Here is a 16,007-nt window from a genome sequence, read left to right as displayed (position 1 = left end):
ACTCATTATGGAAAATATAGATTTTGCGACCTTATTTCAAGGTATTGGTACAATGATGGCGAGCGGTTGGTTGCTTGCTTCTGCCAGAATCTTTTTTGGTGATTCTTGGTTTGTTACTTATTTATTTGGGGTGGAAAGGTGTGCTCGAACCTATGGTTATGATTCCGATGGGATTGGGAATGGTAGCTATCAACTGTGGAACACTGATTATGCCTGACGGCACATTGGGTAATCTTTTTCTCGATCCGATGCTTTCGGATACTGATGCATTGATGAATACGATGCAGATAGATTTCCTGCAACCAGTCTACACGCTTACGTTCAGTAACGGACTGATAGCTTGTTTTGTCTTTATGGGTATCGGTACACTTTTGGATGTCGGTTTCCTGCTTCAGAAACCATTTGCAAGTATCTTTCTGGCATTGTGCGCAGAGTTGGGAACTTTCCTGACAGTACCTATCGCTGCAGCTCTCGGCTTGACTTTAAAAGAAAGTGCCTCTGTCGCTATGGTAGGCGGTGCCGATGGCCCGATGGTTCTGTTCACTTCACTGGCTTTGGCGAAACATCTGTTTGTCCCTATTACGGTGGTGGCTTATCTTTATTTGGGATTAACATACGGCGGTTATCCCTACCTGGTGAAACTCTTGGTGCCCAAACGCTTCCGTGCAATCAAGATGGTGACGAAGAAAGCTCCGAAAAACTATGATGCTAAAGTGAAACTGGCTTTCTCCGCTGTTCTTTGTGCTGTTCTCTGTTTCCTGTTTCCGGTTGCTTCTCCTTTATTCTTCTCTTTGTTTTTGGGAGTTGCCGTTCGCGAGTCCGGTATGAAGCATATTTATGATTTTGTTAGCGGGCCGTTACTTTACGGCTCAACCTTTATGTTGGGATTGTTATTAGGAGTACTTTGTGACGCACATTTGTTGCTCGACCCGAAAATTCTTAAATTATTGGTGCTGGGGGTTGTAGCCTTATTGCTTTCCGGTATCGGTGGAATTTTGGGTGGTTATATCATGTACTTTATAAAACGGGGAAATTATAACCCGGTGATTGGTATCGCTGCCGTAAGCTGTGTGCCTACTACCGCCAAAGTAGCCCAAAAGATTGTCAGCAAAGATAATCCGGACTCTTTCGTCTTGGGAGATGCTTTGGGTGCCAATATCTCGGGCGTGATTACTTCGGCTATTATCACAGGTATCTATATCACAGTTATTCCTTATTTATAAAGATATAGCTTGAATCGTATCCATAACTCTTCGGGCGGTTGTTACATTTCGTTCATATTCGTCGATATGTACAGTGCCGCCCATGGATACTGATTCATTCTTGTATTCCATTTCACTTTTAATACTTTCGCGGGCTGAGAAATGAAATTCCTGTATCCCTGTTTCCAGAGCGATTCGGGCAACATTCTTTTCGTTCACACCACATCCGGCAAGTAAGATGATTCTTCCTGCTGCTTGCTCCTGTAATTCTTTGAGTAGGGGAATACCTTGTTCGGCGGTTGCCTGCTGACCGGAAGTCAGAATCCGGTGACAGCCAAGTTCTATAATCTGCTCCAATGCTTCTTTGGGATTACGGCAAACATCAAAAGCTCGATGGAAAGTGACAGACAGCCCTTGTGAGGCTTTCATTAATTCCTGCATGACAGTGAAGTCGATTTCACCATTAGTGGTCAGACATCCAAAAACAACTCCGTCAACTCCGAGGTGTTTAGCCATCTCTATATCTTTCAACATCGTTTTTACTTCCATAGGCGAGTAGAGAAAATCGCCACCCCGGGGACGGATAATGACGTGCAGACGGGTTATGTCCAATACTTCACGAGCCATGGATATTTCTCCGTAAGATGGGGTCGTTCCACCTTCAGGAATACCTGCACATAGTTCTACCCGGTTGGCTCCGCCTGCCTGAGCAGCCAGGCAGCTTTCCACTGAATTGGCACAAACTTCAAATTGGTATTTTTTCATAAGTTGATGAATAAAAATGAAAGAAATGAAAAAGTGTTTGCTGTTATTAAAAAGGAATATTCATTTATTAAAAAAGGGCGAATTGCTTCGCCCTTCTATCTTTAAATTCTTTTTGAGTCTTTGGTCTTACTTGGCGAAGCTAACCGCACGTGTTTCACGGATTACGGTAATCTTCACTTGTCCCGGATAAGTCATTTCATCCTGAATCTTCTTGGCGATTTCGCCTGACAGGTTTTCAGTCTGTTTATCATCAATCTTATCCGCACCGACGATAACGCGGAGTTCGCGTCCTGCCTGGATTGCATAAGTCTTCGTCACACCCGGATAAGACATTGCCAATTGTTCGAGGTCGTTCAGACGCTTGATATAAGCCTCGACGATTTCGCGGCGTGCTCCCGGACGAGCGCCTGAGATGGCATCACATACCTGTACGATAGGAGCCAGCAAGCTGGTCATTTCCGTTTCGTCATGGTGAGCACCGATGGCATTGCAGATATCCGGTTTTTCTTTATATTTCTCCGCAAGCTTCATACCCAGCAATGCGTGTGGCAATTCCGGTTCTTCATCAGGCACTTTACCTATATCATGCAGCAAACCTGCACGTTTTGCTTTCTTCGGGTTCAGTCCCAGTTCCGATGCCATTACAGCACAAAGGTTGGCTGTCTCACGGGCATGCTGTAACAGGTTCTGGCCATAAGAAGAACGATATTTCATCTTACCGATAATACGGATCAGTTCGGGATGCAAGCCGTGGATACCAAGGTCAATCGTAGTACGTTTACCGGTTTCGATGATTTCTTCTTCCACTTGTTTGCGTACTTTAGCCACTACTTCCTCGATACGGGCCGGATGGATACGTCCGTCAGTAACAAGCTGGTGCAAAGCCAGACGTGCAATTTCACGGCGAACCGGGTCGAAAGCTGAAAGTACAATAGCCTCAGGAGTATCGTCTACAACGATTTCCACGCCTGTTGCAGCTTCCAATGCACGGATATTACGTCCTTCACGTCCGATGATACGTCCTTTTATTTCGTCCGACTCGATATGGAATACCGTAACAGAGTTTTCAATGGCAGTTTCCGTAGCAACCCGTTGGATAGATTGAACTACGATACGTTTCGCTTCTTTGTTGGCAGTCAACTTGGCATCATCCATGATGTCGTTGATATATGACTGAGCCTGCGTTTTGGCTTCCTCTTTCAGAGATTCCACCAGGCGTTCTTTCGCTTCTTCGGCAGACAATCCCGAAATTGCTTCCAACTTGTCTATTTCCTGTTGTTGCAGTCTGTCAAGTTCTTCTTTTTTCTTATCGACAATCACCAGTTGCGCTTCCAGATTCTCTTTGACAGCTTCGGCTTCCATTTTCTTGCGTTGGATTTCTTCCTGGCGCTGTCCGAGCACCATTTCGCGTTGTTTCAGCTTGTTTTCCGCTTGCTGAATCTTCTGATTCCGCAATGCTACTTCTTTTTCAAGGTCCGCTTTCTTGTTCAGGAATTTTTCCTTAACTTCCAGTAGCTTGTTTTTCTTGATTACTTCCGCTTCTGTCTCTGCTTCTTTCAGGATATTGTCGTATCTGGACTTCAATGCATACCGGAATAGTATGTATGAAAGAACTCCACCTACGATGAAGCAAGCAATTGCTGTTGTTATTATTGCTATCATTCTACATTTAATTTAATATATAAATAAAAACGCACCGCCAAATATCAAAGCAAGTTCTTGCTCGGATATTGTGCAGTGCGTGGTTGTTTTTTCTCTTATCAGCGAATGGCCGGTCAATTTTATTCTTCCTTGAAATAATCTTCCAGCAATTCAGTTAGTTCTTTTACCTTCTCCGTATAGGGGGCGGTATCGTTACGTTGCATCAATTGCAGTTTCTCTAACGAGAACTGATAGGCTACCATGGCAATAATTTTTTCCGGTTCCAGATTTTTGTATACTTCCCGGTACTTATTAAGCCTGATATTTACCTGCTTGGCGGCTTCCCGTACCGTTTGTTCTTCCTCTCGGTTGATGGTTAACGGGTAGTTTGAGTCTGCTATTTGCAGGTTTATTTTTATCTTATCGTTCATACATCTCCTTCTTTATTCATTCAACAAAGCGATGCATTTATCGACTTCACGCACTAATTTTGACAATCGCAACTTCGTCTCTTTTACGTCGCTGCCGTTAAGGGTGATTGCCGTAGCTGTCTTTAGGTTCGTATAGCTGACTTCCAATTCATCGTATTGAGCCTGTACCTTCTCATTTTTTAGCTTTTCCATATCAAGAAGCTTCTTCAATTCGGCATTTTCACGCTTTAATTCATCGTGGATATATATCAAATGCCGTAGTTGCGTTTCAAAGGTTTTCAATAACTTTTTTTCTTCTTCTGTCATCACTACACCAAAATTGTACACAAAAATACGATTAACTCTGATATTACAAAAACTTTTCGTGATAAAATGTGCATTTTAGGGTAAAATAGCGGGTTGGACGAGAGAATGGGGGAGTTCTGTAGCAATAATTACTTTATAAAATCAGTAATGGTCAGGAAAAACTATATCTTTGCATTTCAATAAAATTAAGGAAACCTCATGTTGAAAATATTAGTAACTTACGCCGTCCAAGGCGAATTTGTGGAAATAAAGTGGCCTGATGTAGAGCCGTATTACATCCGTACAGGCATCGGTAAAGTGAAATCCGCTTTTCATTTGGCAGAAGCTATTCGACAGGTACAACCCGACTTGGTTTTAAATATCGGAAGTGCCGGAACTGTCAATCATCAGGTAGGGGATATCTGCGTCTGCCGGAAGTTTGTAGACCGTGATATGCAGAAGCTGGCAGGGTTGGGAATGGAATGTGAAATCGACTCTACGGCATTGCTCGAGGCGAAAGGATATTGCGGACACTGGACGGAGAATGGAATCTGTAATACAGGAGATGGATTTCTGACGGAGTTGACCCATGTCAGCGGAGACGTGGTCGATATGGAAGCCTATGCGCAGGCATTCGTCTGCCGTTCGAAAGAAATTCCGTTTATTTCCGTGAAATATGTGACCGATATTATCGGGCAGAACTCCGTGAAACATTGGGAAGATAAGCTGGCCGATGCCCGTCAGGGGCTTTCCGACTATCTCAATGTCTTGAAAGAAAGAATATGATAAGTGACACCTGCGGCTATCAGTCCCAGGAGAATCTTTACCCATAGCAGAGGAATCAGGAAGAAGATGCAATACAGCATTGTTCCCCACATCAGTACAAGTGAGATAATCTTGGCTCGTAGCGGAATGGCTTTATTTTCGCGGAAGTTGCGGATATAGGGACCGAAATGCCGGTGACTCAGTAACCAGTTGTATAATCGGGGCGAGCCCTTGAAGTAAAGGGCGGCTGTGAGTAGCAGAAAGGGGGTGGTGGGCAATAACGGCAGAAAGATGCCGAGAATACCGAGTGCCAGGGAAATGCTTCCTAAAATGATACATAGAGTTTTCATACGGCAAAGATAGTGCGAAAATAGGAAAAAATAACTGTCTCTGCTGAATGAAAACTCTATTTTGTATTACCTTTGCCGTTGCATCGAGGTGACATTAGATGCATATAACTATTAAAATACGTACAGCAATGTTTACAGTAATCAAACGCATGGAGATTTCAGCTTCCCATAAGCTGGTGCTCCCGTATCGCAGTAAATGCGCCAGTCTACACGGTCACAACTGGATTATCACCGTTTATTGTCGTTCCACACGACTTAATTCCGAGGGAATGGTAGTCGATTTCACCCGTATCAAAGAGGTGGTTAAGGAGAAACTCGACCATCAGAACCTGAATGAAGTACTTCCTTTTAATCCTACAGCCGAGAATATTGCCCGGTGGGTTTGTAAACAGATTCCGCAATGCTTTAAAGTAGAAGTGCAGGAGTCGGAGGGAAACACCGTTGTCTATGAGAAAGATCCTGTAGCAGGAGAAGAGCAGGAGTAAAGAGTAGCGAACAAAACATATATAACGATGAGAAAGATTAATGAAATCTTTTACAGTTTACAAGGCGAAGGATACCATACCGGAACTCCGGCTATCTTTGTCCGTTTTTCCGGTTGCAATCTGAAATGTGACTTTTGCGACACGCAACACGAGGAAGGAAGAATGATGACCGACGACGAAATTATCTCCGAAGTAGAAAAATATCCCGCCGTTACCGTTGTTCTGACGGGTGGTGAACCTTCTTTGTGGATAGATGACGAATTTATCGACCGTCTGCACCGGGCGGGTAAATATGTTTGTATCGAAACGAACGGCACACGCCCCTTGCCCAAAGCCATAGACTGGGTGACCTGCTCGCCCAAACAAGGCGTAAAACTGGCTATTGACCGGATGGATGAAGTGAAAGTTGTCTATGAAGGACAAGATATAAGTATTTATGAACTGTTGCCTACCGAACATTTTTTCCTTCAGCCTTGTTCTTGTAATAACACTGCTTCTACAGTGGATTGTGTAATGCAACATCCCAAATGGAGACTCAGCCTGCAAACACACAAATTAATCGACATCCGCTAGACTGATAGACGGATGTGGCGGAAGAAGCTTAAATTATTACATGATATAGTTATGAAAGTAGGTTTGTTTATTCCTTGTTATATCAATGCTATCTATCCCAATGTGGGCGTGGCATCGTATAAACTATTAAAAAGTTTGGGAGTAGACGTCGATTATCCGCTAGACCAGACCTGTTGCGGACAACCGATGGCGAATGCCGGTTTTGAAGATGAATCGGTGAAGTTAGCACTCCGTTTTGACGATTTGTTCCAAAAGTACGATTACATTGTCGGTCCTTCCGCCAGTTGTGTGGCTTTTGTGAAAGAGAACCATCCCGGTATTCTCAAGAAAGAAGGGCATGCCTGCCAGAGTGCGGGGAAGATTTATGACATATGTGATTTTATTCACGATGTGCTGAAACCTTCGAAAATCCCTGCACGTTTTCCTCATAAGGTCAGTATTCACAATAGTTGTCATGGGGTGCGCGAACTGCTTATTTCGGCTGCCACTGAGTTAAATATTCCTTATTATAATAAACTGCGTGATTTGCTCGATCTGGTCGAAGGTATCGAAGTTTTCGAACCCAGCCATATCGACGAGTGCTGCGGTTTTGGCGGTATGTTTGCTGTGGAAGAACAGGCCGTGTCCGTCTGCATGGGACGGGATAAGGTAAAAGACCACATGGCTACCGGAGCCGAATACATTGTCGGAGCGGACAGTTCCTGTCTGATGCATATGCAAGGCGTCATCAAACGGGAGCATCTGCCTATTCAGATTATCCATATTGTAGAAATTCTAGCGTCGCAATCATGAGTACAAAACATTCAAAGGCTGCCGAAAAGTTCTTGCAGGACGGCAAGATGGCAGCATGGCATAACGAAACCCTTTGGATGGTTCGCGTCAAAAGGGATAAGATGAGCAAGGAAGTTCCCGAATGGGAAGAGTTGCGCAACAAGGCTTGTGAACTGAAAATGTATTCCAACAGCCACCTTGAGGAGCTTCTGCTGGAGTTCGAGAAGAATGCTACCGCCAACGGTGCCATTGTCCATTGGGCGAAAGATGCCGATGAGTACTGTGCCATCGTCTACGAGATACTGAACGAACATAACGTACATCATTTCATAAAGAGCAAGTCTATGCTTGCCGAAGAATGTGGATTGAATCCCTTTCTGATGGAGCGTGGTATTGATGTTGTAGAATCCGATTTGGGCGAACGTATCCTGCAACTGATGCATCTCGAGCCCAGTCATATCGTACTGCCTGCCATTCATATCAAACGGGAACAGGTAGGCGAACTTTTCGAGAAAGAAATGGGTACGGAAAAAGGAAACTTTGACCCTACTTACCTGACGCATGCCGCCCGGAAGAACTTACGCCACCTTTTCCTGAATGCCGAAGCTGCCATGACAGGAGCTAATTTTGCCGTGGCTTCTACCGGAGACATCGTTGTCTGTACGAATGAAGGCAATGCCGATATGGGAACCTCATATCCGAAACTGAATATTGCCGCTTTCGGTATGGAAAAGATTGTTCCGGATTTGGATGCGCTGGGTGTGTTTACCCGGTTGTTGGCGCGTTCGGCTACCGGGCAGCCGGTGACGACATACACTTCTCATTACCGTCGTCCGCGTGAAGGTGGCGAATATCATATCATCATTGTAGACAATGGACGGAGTTCCCTGCTTTCCAAGCCCGACCATATCAAGACATTGAATTGCATCCGCTGTGGTGCCTGCATGAATACCTGTCCTGTATATCGCCGGAGTGGTGGATACTCTTATACCTATTTCATTCCCGGTCCTATCGGAATCAATTTGGGAATGGCGCATAATCCGGAGAAGTATTACGATAATCTTTCTGCCTGCTCATTGTGTATGTCCTGTTCTGATGTCTGTCCGGTGAAAGTCGATTTGGCCGAACAAATTTATAAATGGCGTCAGGATTTGGATGGGCTTGGAAAGGCAAATACGGGAAAGAAGATAATGTCCGGTGGCATGAAGTTCCTGATGGAACGCCCGGCGTTGTTCAACGCTGCTTTGTGGGCTGCCCCGGTGATAAACAGCCTGCCTCGTTTTATGAAATACAATGATTTCGATGATTGGGGGAAAGGGCGCGAATTGCCGGAATTCGCTAAAGAGTCGTTCAATGAAATGTGGAAGAAAAACAAGGTACAGGGAAAGGAGGAGACCAAATGAGCAGTAGAGAAGAAATATTAGCCAGTATCCGTAAGAATACGCAAGTACGTTATGATAAGCCGGATATAGCGGATATGGAACGATTGTCATATCCGGATAAGATAGAGCAGTTTTGTGCTATCAGCCGTGCGGTTGGCGGCACAGCGGTCGTGTTGGGCGAAGGGGAAGATGTGGATGCTGTGATACGCAGGACATATCCCGATGCTATGCGCATTGCTTCCGTATTGCCGGAAATTTCCTGTGCGACTTTCAATCCCGACAACTTGGATGACCCGAAAGAGTTGGACGGTACGGATGTGGCAGTAGTGAAAGGAGAAATCGGCGTAGCCGAGAACGGAGCCATTTGGATACCGCAGACAGTGAAGTATAAGGCTGTATATTTTATTTCAGAGAAACTGGTTATCCTGCTCGACCGGAATAGAATAGTGGACACCATGTATGATGCTTACCATGAATTGGACGGACAGGAATATAAGTTCGGTACGTTCATCTCCGGCCCTTCAAAGACAGCCGACATTGAGCAGGCATTGGTAATGGGTGCACATGGCGCGCGGGATGTATTAGTCATTTTGATTTAAATATAAGTAATATGTATGCTAATAAAGTAAAGAAAATAGCTGCTGTCCATGACCTTTCGGGGATGGGGCGCGTATCTCTGACTGTCGTTATTCCTATCCTGTCATCAATGGGCTTTCAAGTCTGTCCGCTTCCTACGGCAGTACTGTCTAACCATACGCAGTATCCCGGCTTCTCCTTTTTGGACCTGACGGATGAAATGCCGAAGATTATAGCCGGATGGAAGAAACTGGAAGTCCAGTTCGACGCTATTTATACCGGATACCTCGGCTCTCCGAAACAGATTCAGATTGTTTCCGATTTTATCAAAGACTTCCGCCAGCCGGATAGCCTGATAGTAGCTGACCCGGTATTGGGGGATAACGGTCGTCTGTATACCAACTTTGATATGGAAATGGTAAAAGAGATGCGTCACCTGATAACTAAGGCGGATGTGGTTACTCCTAATCTGACAGAGCTGTTCTATTTACTGGACAGGCCTTATAAGGCAGATAATACGGACGAGGAATTGAAAGAATACCTTCGTCTTTTGTCTGATAAAGGTCCGCAAGTCGTTATTATTACCAGTGTTCCTGTGCATGACGAACCTCACAAAACTTCGGTTTATGCATACAACCGCCAGGGAAACCGTTACTGGAAAGTGACCTGTCCCTATCTGCCCGCCCATTATCCCGGAACGGGAGATACTTTTACCAGCGTGATTACAGGTTCATTAATGCAGGGAGACAGTCTTCCGATGGCATTAGACCGTGCCACGCAATTTATCCTGCAAGGCATCCGTGCCACTTTCGGTTATGAATATGACAACCGCGAAGGTATTCTGTTGGAGAAAGTGCTTCACAATCTGGATATGCCGATACAAATGGCCAGCTACGAACTGATATAAGAAATCAGAACTGTACCGTAACCCTTGTCGGAAGGTTTCCGAACGTCCACTTCGGACCTTCTTTGACAAGCCGGATTGCTTCTTTATCAGCAGATTCGCATATTCCATGGACGACAGTGATGTTCTGTGGATTTCCTTCCTTGTCAACAAAGAAAGCAAGTACTACCTCGCCTTTCACATCCTTACACTTGTCATCATTCGGGCGGATAAGATTTTCTTCCAAATACTTCTTGTATTTACGTTTACCTATTACCGGCTGTGGAGTCAGGTGTTTATCTTTTGTTTTTGAAGAAACTTTTGCCGAGGCACCGGTGACGGTGGATTTCTTACTGCTGCCATATCCCACTACTACCACTTCATCAAGAGTTTGTTTATTTTCATTCATGGCAATTAACATTGTCCTGCTGGTATCTACGGGTATTTCTACCGGTTCGTAACCGATAAACTGTGCTGTTAGTTCATTGTTATCTTTTTCTTTTTTTAATGCAAACTCACCGTTGAGGTCTGTGATTGTGCCTATATTTGTTCCGGTATATGCTACACTGGCTCCAATGATTGGTTGTCCCTTTTCATCCGTCACTTTCCCCTTTATAAAATTCCGGTTGGGAGTGGCTGCTTTTGCCACTTTCATTTCATGGACTTCGGAGAGGGGAATATTTGTATCCACCACTACTGTTTCTTCTTGCATTACAACTTGCCTGGCAGTTTCACTTTGCTCGGTGTTTTTTTCTATAATTGGTGTTGCTGCCACTACTGGTGCGCTTTGCGGTTTGGAAGTGGTTTTGTTTTTAGCTACTATATTCTTTTTATCCGTTTGCTTCACGGTGACTTTATGAGTGGAATCCTGCTTTATTTTTGTTTTAGCCAAAGCGACTGTTTCCTCTTGCGGAGTGACCGGTTTGAACACTACCGAAGGAATATCTTCTTTGGCGATAAATACATCATCTGCCATACTCTTTCTGAGAAACAGGAAATAAGTACTGATGCCGATTCCAATCACCAGGCAAGCAGCAATGCTCCAAGTGATAGCATACGAATTTTTCTTCTTTGAAGGATTCGTATTCCTTGCAGAATGAGCCGAAACCTGCATCCGCAGTTTCTCTATCCGTTCTTCGTGATTCCCTTCCACCTGGCTGTATCCATCCATAGCATCAGCCAGGAAAGGGTCTTTCATCGACTCTTTTTCCAGTCGGTGCGCCTCTTTTCCTTTGCGGAGTCCTCGTATGTAGTCCAATAGTTTCATAGGGTCTGTTTCTTGATACAATTTTTCAAGTTTCGCTTTCCGTTTTGGATATAGCTTTTCACATTGTTCAGAGTAAATCCTGTCTGCTCGGCAACGTCTGCATAGGACATCTCTTCCAAGAAGAAACGCGTAATGCTGAGCCGTTGTTCTTCAGGCAACTTTTCGAGGCAGTGATGTAACGCCTTCAGTTGCTCTTCCGAACTTTCCTCTTCACTTAATAGATGCAGAAATTCGTCGGATTCCATAACATTAATGCTGTAATCTAACGGAATTTCCTTGTTTTCTTTTCGTAGAAGCTGCAAGCAATGGTTCTTGCCTACGCGGTAGAGCCATGGCTTGAAAACCTTTATCTCATAATTGCTTATTTTCGGCAATAAGTCTTCAAACAACTGCATCACAGCTTCCTGTGCGCGGTCTTCATCTTGCAAATATTTCAGGCAAAGTCCATACAGTAACGGGATATATCGGTTGTATAATTCACCGAAATATTCCGTATCCCCGGACTTTATATAATGTGTCAGTAACTCTTCGTCCGATAGTTTCGATATGTTTCTTTTGAAAAACAGCATCTCTATTGGTTGCCAAAGATAGGGATTGGGACTAAAAATAACAACTGGAAGAAGAAAAATAAAAAAAAAGTTTGATGGCTTTATGGAATCAGTGTGAAATCTGCATCTCTATAGTAAAAGCGAATTAATTGTCACATTTTTAAATAATGAAATTATGAAAACAAATCAATTCAGAGCGATGATGCTCGTACTGCTGATGACAGTTGTTTCTTTAGGTACAGTGAGTGCGCAAACTATTACGGTGACGGGTATTGTGACGGATGCGGCAGACGGAACGCCCGTTGTCGGTTGTTCGGTTTTGGTAAAGGGAACCACGAATGGTGTGATAACCGATATGAATGGTCGGTATTCTATTTTGGCTAAAAAAGGGGATACGTTGTTGTTCCAGTATATCGGGTATAAGCAAGAGCAAAGAGTGGTTAAGTCGATGCAACTCAATGTGAAGTTGAAAACGGATAATGTTGCATTGGAAGAGTGTGTTGTGGTAGGTTACGGCACAATGAAAACTAAAGCAATGACTGGTTCTTGTATGGCAATTTGTCCGACTCCGGCAGTCATGTATGATAGAGTGAATACGGAAGAATACGGGCAGATTCAGGAAAACGGCTTCAAGAACGTGTCGGATGCCGCGCTTTCAACTTTCTCTATTGATGTAGATGCTGCTTCTTACAGTAATATGCGCCGTTTTATCAATAAAGGAGAATTGCCGCCTGCCGACGCTATCCGTACGGAAGAACTTGTGAATTACTTCTCATACGATTATCCGAAACCGGCCGGAAGTGATCCGGTGAAGATTACGATGGAAGCCGGAGCGTGTCCCTGGAACTCTGCCCATCGTCTTGTACGTATCGGATTGAAAGCAAAAGAAATCCCTACAGATAATCTGCCTGCATCCAATTTAGTGTTTCTGATTGACGTTTCCGGTTCTATGTGGGGAGCTAATCGGCTGGAATTGGTGAAGTCATCTCTCAAACTGTTGGTCAACAACTTACGTGAGAAAGATAAGGTAGCTATCGTAACTTATGCGGGCAGCGCCGGCGTGAAACTAGAGTCTACTCCGGGCAGCGACAAACAAAAGATTCGCGAAGCGATAGACGAACTGACGGCAGGCGGTTCTACGGCAGGCGGCGCAGGTATCTTGTTAGCATATAAAATAGCCAAGAAGAATCTGATCTCTAATGGCAATAACCGCATCATCCTCTGTTCCGATGGAGATTTTAATGTAGGCGTTTCTTCGGCAGAAGGATTGGAACAATTGATTGAGAAAGAACGGAAGAATGGAGTATTTCTTACTGTATTGGGCTATGGAATGGGAAATTATAAAGATAAAAAGATGCAGGTTTTGGCAGAAAAGGGAAATGGAAACCATGCTTATATAGATAATCTGCAAGAAGCCAACCGTGTCTTGGTCGGTGAATTTGGTGCTACTCTCCATACAGTTGCGAAAGATGTAAAATTGCAGGTAGAGTTTAATCCTTCACAAGTACAGGCATATCGTTTGATAGGTTACGAAAGCCGCCTGCTGAAAGACGAGGACTTCAATAATGATGCAAAAGATGCCGGAGATATGGGTGCAGGACATACGGTGACTGCTTTCTACGAAGTAATCCCTACAGGTGTGAAGAATGACTATGTAGGCAAGATAGATGATTTGAAATATCAGAAGAAAGGGAAAGTAACCGTGAAACCGACGGACTCTAATGAACTCCTGACTGTGAAGCTGCGTTACAAAGCCCCGGACAAAGATGTCAGCAAGAAAATGGAACTTCCATTTGTTGATAATAAAGGAAATAATGTTTCTTCTGATTTCCGCTTTGCTTCGGCTGTAGTAATGTTCGGACAATTACTCCGGAATTCTGACTTCAAAGGAGATGCCAGTTATGATAAAGTAATCAGTCTGGCAAAACAAGGATTGGATAATGATGAAAAAGGGTATAGAAGGGAATTTATCCGTTTGGTTGAGACTGTTAAAGGCTCAGTTTGAAAGTTTGGGGGATGTGTTCCAGAATAACTATAACTAAAACGGTTCTTTTCTGTGCGGAAATGAATGAGAATTTGTTTTCAATTACTGACTCGCATAAGTACAACATGAACTTTTGACTCATAAATTTCACCAGTTTCACCTTATCTCTGAAACATCGATGAATAAGGAGATAGCGGGTGAAAGCGTAGAAAAAATCAAGGTAAAATCTCCCGTTATTGCTTTCACCTTTTAAATTTATTTACACCGATTGCTGAACATATAGAGCCACCGTGCTGAATATATAGATTCAATGCGGTAAGTATATAGATTCAATGTGTTGAATATATAGATCTACCAACTCAAGTATTAATAGATAAGAGTCAAGATGTTAACACTTTACATACAGGCTGTTAATACCTGATGGATTATCTATTAATACCTGACAACGGATTTGTTATAAGCATATTTCGATTAGCTATAAGCATATCCGGATTAGCTATAATGAAATTTATTTTAGCTCAAGGGAAATTTTGAAAAGACAAGGTGAAACCGCTAATGTTCAGTTTCACCTGAGCTTACCCCTTGCTTTCACCCGCTATTACCTTATTCATGGGCATTTCGAGAATTAGGTGAAATCGATGAACCACAATTATATTATAGTTGTGTTTATGGTTGTTTAGCGCAATAAAATGGCGGATTGTTAAAAGGTAGCGAAAGTTCTACTGTTATTTATGGATAGTAGAACTTTTACTACTTTTGTGGTGCTGGAAAAATAATTGATATGGTAAAGTCATCCGAATTTCATCGGCAGATACCAAAGGAAGGTAAAAAAAATAGTGTCCGACATTTGTCCGACCTGTAAACGATAAACAGCCGTAAGTTCTTAACTTACAGCTGTTTATCCTTGCACGGGAGGAGAGGCTCGAACTCCCGACACCCGGTTTTGGAGACCGGTGCTCTACCAACTGAGCTACTCCCGTGTTTGCGGCTGCAAAGGTAGTATAAACTTCTGAATCTGCAAATGTTTGGGTAAATAAGTTTTGAATTATTTTAATTTTTCCCATTCGTCGGGCTTGAAACCGACCAGAACAAAACTGTCTGTCACTACCAATGGGCGTTTCACCAGTTTACCATTTGTTGCCAGTAACGCTATTTGTTCATCTTCACTCATGCTTGATAGCTTCTCGCTCAGTTTCAGCTCTTTATAAACTAAACCGCTTGTGTTAAAGAATTTTTTTATCGGCAGGCCGCTACGTGGAATCCATGCTTTTAGTTCTTCTACCGTAGGATTCTCTTCCACGATTAAGCGATTTACAAACTCAATGTTATTTTCTGTTAACCACTTCTTGGCTTTTTGGCAGGTACTGCATGCCGGGTATTGCAAAAATAAGGGTGTCATACGTAGTTTATTATTTAATGATTACTATTATTATATACTGATTCTTTTCATGGGAGTATCTGTAAATCCTGATACATAATCCGGTAAGCAGCCGCTTTCTTATCCAAGGCCAGCGGATATGCCCGCGAGGAGGAAGGCATACGGTATAATCTCATGGCCCGTCCTTCAAAAACGAATTCCGCATAATCGCCGACTTTCGGCTCTTCCACATCAAACTGTTGCCGGAGCGTATCCGTAGCTTTTTGTCCGGTGGTGACAATTGCCTTACATTCGGGAAGTCGGCGAAGCAATGCTGCCACGTCGGTGGCTTCCACCACTTCGAGAAACTTGTCCGAAGCGTTATCCTGCAATCTGCGGATGGAAGAAGCCGTATCGAACAGCGCAATCCCCTTTTCATTCAGAAAGTTTATAATTCGTTCGCGGCAGAACGCTTTTCGTGTCGGATTAAGAAAGTGTTCCTTATCATTGAAGAATAAAACACCGAAAATCCGCCACATGTCATTATTCAGGTTCGGATAGTAGAAATCCATTGACCAGCGTTTTTTCTGTGGCGGAAAACTTCCCAACATAAGCAATTTTGTTTTCGCCGGGAGAAACGGTTCTAACGGATGTTTTTCGATTTCCATTTTTATGTGTCATTTTAATTTTCTGCAAAAATAGTGATTCTATTTATTTCCCTCAAAATCAATGCGAAAAAATG

At 43.5% G+C, this 16,007-nt stretch carries 17 protein-coding genes, 1 tRNA gene and 1 pseudogene; 9 read left to right on the top strand and 10 right to left on the bottom strand.

All coding sequences use genetic code 11. From position 1 onward, the window contains the following. Positions 1-7: 7 nt before the first annotated feature. Positions 8-1,223: pseudogene (locus tag RDN93_RS05910) on the top strand (sodium ion-translocating decarboxylase subunit beta). On the opposite strand, the gene RDN93_RS05905 reads toward RDN93_RS05910, so the two are convergent. The 4 genes from RDN93_RS05905 to RDN93_RS05890 all read right to left on the bottom strand — a co-directional run bounded on the left by RDN93_RS05905 (position 1,218) and on the right by RDN93_RS05890 (position 4,345). Further along, positions 1,218-1,967 carry a copper homeostasis protein CutC gene (locus RDN93_RS05905; RefSeq protein WP_308744638.1) on the bottom strand — a complete coding sequence of 250 codons (750 nt, stop codon included), beginning with the start codon at positions 1,965-1,967 and terminating at the stop codon, positions 1,218-1,220. The pseudogene RDN93_RS05910 and the gene RDN93_RS05905 sit on opposite strands and share 6 nt — an antisense overlap. A gap of 126 nt (positions 1,968-2,093) precedes the next feature. After that, a complete protein-coding gene (rny, locus tag RDN93_RS05900) occupies positions 2,094-3,629 on the bottom strand; it encodes a ribonuclease Y (protein ID WP_308744637.1) in 1,536 nt (511 codons plus the stop codon). Positions 3,630-3,748: 119 nt separating this feature from the next. Then, on the bottom strand, positions 3,749-4,039 hold the full coding sequence (locus tag RDN93_RS05895; RefSeq protein WP_308744636.1) for a cell division protein ZapA: 291 nt from the start codon (positions 4,037-4,039) through the stop codon (positions 3,749-3,751). A 12-nt stretch (positions 4,040-4,051) separates the two neighbouring features. Further along, complete coding sequence (locus RDN93_RS05890) at positions 4,052-4,345, bottom strand: hypothetical protein (protein ID WP_005679429.1); 294 nt, start codon at positions 4,343-4,345, stop codon at positions 4,052-4,054. A 198-nt stretch (positions 4,346-4,543) separates the two neighbouring features. On the opposite strand from RDN93_RS05890, the gene RDN93_RS05885 reads away from it, so the two are divergent. Then, positions 4,544-5,110, top strand: a complete 567-nt coding sequence (locus tag RDN93_RS05885; protein WP_308744635.1) for a nucleosidase — start codon at positions 4,544-4,546, stop codon at positions 5,108-5,110. On the opposite strand, the gene RDN93_RS05880 is transcribed toward RDN93_RS05885, so the two are convergent. Then, positions 5,080-5,439: a YbaN family protein gene (locus tag RDN93_RS05880; protein ID WP_308744634.1), complete on the bottom strand. Its 360-nt coding sequence runs from the start codon at positions 5,437-5,439 to the stop codon at positions 5,080-5,082. The two genes, RDN93_RS05885 and RDN93_RS05880, sit on opposite strands and share 31 nt — an antisense overlap. Positions 5,440-5,567: 128 nt before the next feature. Between RDN93_RS05880 and RDN93_RS05875 the strand changes: the two genes are divergently transcribed. Genes RDN93_RS05875 through RDN93_RS05850 form a run of 6 tightly spaced genes read left to right on the top strand, consistent with a single transcriptional unit; the run spans position 5,568 to position 10,133 of the window. Next, positions 5,568-5,924 (top strand): 6-carboxytetrahydropterin synthase, encoded by a 357-nt coding sequence (locus tag RDN93_RS05875; RefSeq protein ID WP_308744633.1) that lies wholly within the window; start codon positions 5,568-5,570, stop codon positions 5,922-5,924. Positions 5,925-5,951: 27 nt separating this feature from the next. After that, positions 5,952-6,497, top strand: coding sequence for a radical SAM protein (locus RDN93_RS05870; RefSeq protein ID WP_308744632.1), 546 nt, complete (start codon positions 5,952-5,954; stop codon positions 6,495-6,497). Positions 6,498-6,548: 51 nt separating this feature from the next. Beyond that, positions 6,549-7,289, top strand: coding sequence for a (Fe-S)-binding protein (locus tag RDN93_RS05865; RefSeq protein WP_308744631.1), 741 nt, complete (start codon positions 6,549-6,551; stop codon positions 7,287-7,289). Continuing rightward, positions 7,286-8,671 (top strand): LUD domain-containing protein, encoded by a 1,386-nt coding sequence (locus RDN93_RS05860; RefSeq protein WP_308744630.1) that lies wholly within the window; start codon positions 7,286-7,288, stop codon positions 8,669-8,671. The genes RDN93_RS05865 and RDN93_RS05860 overlap by 4 nt, the downstream gene beginning before the upstream one ends. Further along, complete coding sequence (locus RDN93_RS05855) at positions 8,668-9,249, top strand: LUD domain-containing protein (protein WP_308744629.1); 582 nt, start codon at positions 8,668-8,670, stop codon at positions 9,247-9,249. The genes RDN93_RS05860 and RDN93_RS05855 overlap by 4 nt, the downstream gene beginning before the upstream one ends. An 11-nt stretch (positions 9,250-9,260) precedes the next feature. After that, the gene (locus tag RDN93_RS05850) at positions 9,261-10,133 is read left to right on the top strand and encodes a pyridoxamine kinase (protein WP_308744628.1); all 873 of its coding nucleotides are present in this window, start codon (positions 9,261-9,263) and stop codon (positions 10,131-10,133) included. Positions 10,134-10,137: 4 nt separating this feature from the next. Here RDN93_RS05850 and RDN93_RS05845 read toward each other — a convergent pair whose 3' ends face one another. Together RDN93_RS05845 and RDN93_RS05840 are read right to left on the bottom strand one after the other, a co-directional pair. After that, a complete protein-coding gene (locus RDN93_RS05845) occupies positions 10,138-11,376 on the bottom strand; it encodes a carboxypeptidase-like regulatory domain-containing protein (protein WP_308744627.1) in 1,239 nt (412 codons plus the stop codon). After that, a complete protein-coding gene (locus RDN93_RS05840; protein ID WP_308744626.1) occupies positions 11,373-11,945 on the bottom strand; it encodes a sigma-70 family RNA polymerase sigma factor in 573 nt (190 codons plus the stop codon). Before RDN93_RS05840 ends, RDN93_RS05845 begins: the two co-directional genes overlap by 4 nt. A gap of 154 nt (positions 11,946-12,099) precedes the next feature. Here RDN93_RS05840 and RDN93_RS05835 point away from each other — a divergent pair, with 154 nt between their 5' ends. Next, a complete protein-coding gene (locus RDN93_RS05835) occupies positions 12,100-13,929 on the top strand; it encodes a von Willebrand factor type A domain-containing protein (RefSeq protein ID WP_308744625.1) in 1,830 nt (609 codons plus the stop codon). A gap of 886 nt (positions 13,930-14,815) precedes the next feature. Here the strand turns inward: RDN93_RS05835 and RDN93_RS05830 are convergent. From RDN93_RS05830 to RDN93_RS05820, 3 genes are all read right to left on the bottom strand, one after another. Continuing rightward, positions 14,816-14,888: transfer RNA gene (locus tag RDN93_RS05830), tRNA-Trp, on the bottom strand. A gap of 65 nt (positions 14,889-14,953) precedes the next feature. Continuing rightward, positions 14,954-15,307: an arsenate reductase family protein gene (locus RDN93_RS05825; RefSeq protein ID WP_308744624.1), complete on the bottom strand. Its 354-nt coding sequence runs from the start codon at positions 15,305-15,307 to the stop codon at positions 14,954-14,956. Between the two features lie 47 nt (positions 15,308-15,354). Further along, positions 15,355-15,933 (bottom strand): uracil-DNA glycosylase family protein, encoded by a 579-nt coding sequence (locus tag RDN93_RS05820; protein WP_308744623.1) that lies wholly within the window; start codon positions 15,931-15,933, stop codon positions 15,355-15,357. Positions 15,934-16,007: the final 74 nt, after the last annotated feature.

The sequence above is a fragment of the uncultured Bacteroides sp. genome (assembly GCF_902491285.1).
In the GTDB taxonomy this organism is placed as follows: Bacteria; Bacteroidota; Bacteroidia; order Bacteroidales; family Bacteroidaceae; genus Bacteroides.
This window is presented reverse-complemented; position numbering and strand designations above follow the sequence as displayed.

Excerpts from the sequence above, each read along its gene's own strand:
- RDN93_RS05880 (WP_308744634.1), bottom strand. The coding sequence starts at position 5,439 with ATGAAAACTCTATGTATCATTTTAGGAAGCATTTCCCTGGCACTCGGT.
- RDN93_RS05875 (WP_308744633.1), top strand. The coding sequence starts at position 5,568 with ATGTTTACAGTAATCAAACGCATGGAGATTTCAGCTTCCCATAAGCTG.
- RDN93_RS05825 (WP_308744624.1), bottom strand. The coding sequence starts at position 15,307 with ATGACACCCTTATTTTTGCAATACCCGGCATGCAGTACCTGCCAAAAA.
- RDN93_RS05850 (WP_308744628.1), top strand. The coding sequence starts at position 9,261 with ATGTATGCTAATAAAGTAAAGAAAATAGCTGCTGTCCATGACCTTTCG.
- RDN93_RS05865 (WP_308744631.1), top strand. The coding sequence starts at position 6,549 with ATGAAAGTAGGTTTGTTTATTCCTTGTTATATCAATGCTATCTATCCC.
- RDN93_RS05840 (WP_308744626.1), bottom strand. The coding sequence starts at position 11,945 with ATGCTGTTTTTCAAAAGAAACATATCGAAACTATCGGACGAAGAGTTA.
- RDN93_RS05855 (WP_308744629.1), top strand. The coding sequence starts at position 8,668 with ATGAGCAGTAGAGAAGAAATATTAGCCAGTATCCGTAAGAATACGCAA.
- RDN93_RS05835 (WP_308744625.1), top strand. The coding sequence starts at position 12,100 with ATGAAAACAAATCAATTCAGAGCGATGATGCTCGTACTGCTGATGACA.
- RDN93_RS05845 (WP_308744627.1), bottom strand. The coding sequence starts at position 11,376 with ATGAAACTATTGGACTACATACGAGGACTCCGCAAAGGAAAAGAGGCG.
- RDN93_RS05860 (WP_308744630.1), top strand. The coding sequence starts at position 7,286 with ATGAGTACAAAACATTCAAAGGCTGCCGAAAAGTTCTTGCAGGACGGC.
- RDN93_RS05890 (WP_005679429.1), bottom strand. The coding sequence starts at position 4,345 with ATGACAGAAGAAGAAAAAAAGTTATTGAAAACCTTTGAAACGCAACTA.
- RDN93_RS05905 (WP_308744638.1), bottom strand. The coding sequence starts at position 1,967 with ATGAAAAAATACCAATTTGAAGTTTGTGCCAATTCAGTGGAAAGCTGC.
- RDN93_RS05895 (WP_308744636.1), bottom strand. The coding sequence starts at position 4,039 with ATGAACGATAAGATAAAAATAAACCTGCAAATAGCAGACTCAAACTAC.
- RDN93_RS05870 (WP_308744632.1), top strand. The coding sequence starts at position 5,952 with ATGAGAAAGATTAATGAAATCTTTTACAGTTTACAAGGCGAAGGATAC.
- rny (WP_308744637.1), bottom strand. The coding sequence starts at position 3,629 with ATGATAGCAATAATAACAACAGCAATTGCTTGCTTCATCGTAGGTGGA.
- RDN93_RS05885 (WP_308744635.1), top strand. The coding sequence starts at position 4,544 with ATGTTGAAAATATTAGTAACTTACGCCGTCCAAGGCGAATTTGTGGAA.
- RDN93_RS05820 (WP_308744623.1), bottom strand. The coding sequence starts at position 15,933 with ATGGAAATCGAAAAACATCCGTTAGAACCGTTTCTCCCGGCGAAAACA.